Source organism: Caldivirga sp. UBA161, from assembly GCF_002506515.1.
Taxonomy (GTDB): Archaea; Thermoproteota; Thermoprotei; order Thermoproteales; family Thermocladiaceae; genus Caldivirga.
Genome location: NZ_DAXS01000057.1, coordinates 1 through 2,673 on the forward strand (window position 1 = coordinate 1; position 2,673 = coordinate 2,673).

Sequence of the window (2,673 nt, forward strand, 5' to 3'; positions counted from 1 at the left end):
ATTTCCCTTCAGTTCCCTGGCAATACTACTGGCGCTCCCCCATCATGCTTGGGCTTAGTTAATGGAGTCATATATATGCTTCAGCAGAATTTCATTACCTTTAAATTGCCCTAGGCTAAATCACTAGCCTAATGTTCAGATTGCATGAGTAACCTAGCGTAAACGCCAGTGTACTTAAGGTTACCCTCAGGTTCAATAATGTAAAGCGCCAGTGTTAAATTATAGCGCCCTGGCTTACTTAGGCTTAGGGTTACTGGGAATAACCAAGTCTGGTTGAAGGTCATTAACCTACTGTAGGCCTTAATCACAGTCCCATTCAACTCAACGTACACCACATACCATGATGGTTCACTGCGGTGGCTGTAAACTAAGCCAATTAAAGTTACATTACTGCCAACTGGTACATTACTCGGGTAATTCGCAAAACCACTACTCGTTAATATACCCACCCCCTCAAACTGGTACCATAGGGGTATTTCGTAGCTTAAGTAAGCGAATACGGCTAGTATAAGCACTATGCCCAACACTATGCCAATCAAGTACTCCACCTCCTCACTGGGGGTATTGCTTAGGTACACGTAATCCTCTCCCCTCAGCCTAAGCCAAACATTAGTGATTAAGTTTATTAAAGCATCCCTTAACCTACCCCTAAACAATATTACTAGGGCTAATACAGTAATCAATGATGCTGCAATTAAGGCTGCAGTAATAGCCATGGTGTATAGCTTGGCGCTAATTAGCCTACTTAAGTTAACGTTAATGCCTGTTAGTAAGGCTATGGCCTTATCATCATTACCACTCATGGAGTAGTTTAAGGCATTATTAAAGGCCTCAACATAAGGCTTAACATTAATGCCTAGGTTACTTGCCTCAATTATCTTACCGTAGGCTGCTAGCGCAGTGGCGTTTAATTGCATTAAGGTGTGGCTGCTTTACCGTATTTTAAATGCGTTAATTACCTTAAACTTAATTAAGTTTAAAAGGAGGCCATGGTTAACCCACTGTGCATAGTGACGCCGCCCCATCGCTAATTGTGCTTGGAGTAGTATTAATAGTCCTCGGCTACATTGAGCCTGGCTTAACGCCATTAATAATGATTGGCTTATCCATGATTGCCGTTGGCTTACTGGCTTACTGGGATGAGGGTTCACTGGAGCAGGTTATAGCACACTTAGCCTCAGCGGCCTGGGATAATGTGGCTGCATTAGTGGAGTCAGCTGGATTAGTTAATAAGGGTGTTTACCTACCCTCAAGCATAAGCAATGGTGAGGTAAGCGTACTAATACCCTCGGCACCAATAGATAAGGTGGGTAAATTAAGCGTTGTTGGTAAGCCCTTAGCCATATATGGGCCTGGCTTAAGGGGGCTCCTACTATCATCACCGGGTTCAAGGGCTGTTGCCATATGTAGGGATGCTGGCGCCTTAACCAGTGACTTAACTGTATCCTTATCTAACTGTATTGTTAATCAATTATCCTTAGCCAAGAGTATTGATGTGGCTGAGTCAGGTGGGGAGGTTGCCGTTAGGTTAAGTGGCTTAAGGCCCATTGACCTCTACGGTGACTCAATAATCAGGGTTGCCTTAGGTTCAACACTAGCCTCAATAGTGGCCTCAGTGGCTGCTGAAGTAATCAATAAGCCAATAATGATTAAGGAGGAGTCCACAAGTGGGCGTAGCCTACTGGTTAGGCTTGGGGTGATTAATAATGCTTAAGCAGGCTTTAATAATTCAATTAACCTTAACCGGCATTATTACCGCCTTCCTCCAGTACCTTAACGTTGAGTCGCTAGGCGTATACTTATCAATATACGCTATAATTTACTTAACATCAATGCTCCTTGCTGAGCCAATGCCCAGGAGGGTTAGGAGGATTCACTTCATCATGTCGGCATTACTGGTGGCTGCCTTCACGTACTTCGCTGTAATTAAGGTGATGCAGATACTGGGTTAGGTGGGATCATGAGGCTTAACTCAATCTACACTGCAGTGGCTGTGGCCGCATTAGTGATTATTATGGCCTACGCCAAGCCACTTTGGGTGCATACTATTAGCCCAAGCCTAATTAACCCTGAATCAGCCCAACAAGTCATAAGCATTAATGATATTAAGGAATTACTGGCTGGGTTTAATGAATCCTTAAGCCACATTAATTCAGCTAAATTAACGCTAATGGTTAACTTCCTTAACGCGGCTCAGTTAGCATACTCAATGGGTCAATCACCACCAGTTGACGCTGGGCCATTGATTAACGTTATTAATGAGTACGTTAAGAGCGGTTACGTAAGCTCAAGCCTAATTCAATTAATTGCACCATCATTACCATTAATAAACGCCAGCGCCTTAGGTTCAATAATCAATATTACTAAATCCCTAGCCGGATTAAACATCAGTAGCCTAATTAAGGCTATGATCGCCCAGTACATTAATGTTGCCTTAGGTAATTCAGCTAATCAACTAGTAGGCACCTTAGCCAATGTCACTGGGGCTAACTTAACTACAGTAACCATTAGCCTAAGCAGTGGTAGTGCCTTAATTGGTTCAAGCTTACTGGTTTACGGTAGGTTAACCTTAAGCAACGGTACAGGCCTACCCAATGAGCACATATTAATCATGGTGAATGATGCGCCAGTGGCCACCGCCTCAACAAATGCCTCCGGCTACTATGAAGTCAA

Annotated in this window: 4 protein-coding genes; 3 read left to right on the plus strand and 1 reads right to left on the minus strand. The window is 43.4% G+C overall.

Going from position 1 to position 2,673, the window contains the following annotated elements:
- Nucleotides 1–128 precede the first annotated feature (128 nt).
- Nucleotides 129–917 (minus strand): hypothetical protein, encoded by a 789-nt coding sequence (locus BP896_RS06500; RefSeq protein ID WP_291766884.1) that lies wholly within the window; start codon nt 915–917, stop codon nt 129–131.
- Nucleotides 918–1,003: 86 nt separating this feature from the next.
- Between BP896_RS06500 and BP896_RS06505 the strand changes: the two genes are divergently transcribed.
- The 3 genes from BP896_RS06505 to BP896_RS06515 all read left to right on the plus strand — a co-directional run.
- Entirely contained in the window at nt 1,004–1,714 is a 711-nt protein-coding gene (locus BP896_RS06505) for a hypothetical protein (RefSeq protein ID WP_291766886.1), read from the plus strand.
- Nucleotides 1,707–1,952 (plus strand): hypothetical protein, encoded by a 246-nt coding sequence (locus BP896_RS06510; protein ID WP_291766888.1) that lies wholly within the window; start codon nt 1,707–1,709, stop codon nt 1,950–1,952. Before BP896_RS06505 ends, BP896_RS06510 begins: the two co-directional genes overlap by 8 nt.
- 8 nt (nt 1,953–1,960) lie before the next feature.
- The coding region (locus BP896_RS06515) for a hypothetical protein (RefSeq protein WP_291766889.1) at nt 1,961–2,673 on the plus strand (713 nt) is incomplete at its 3' end.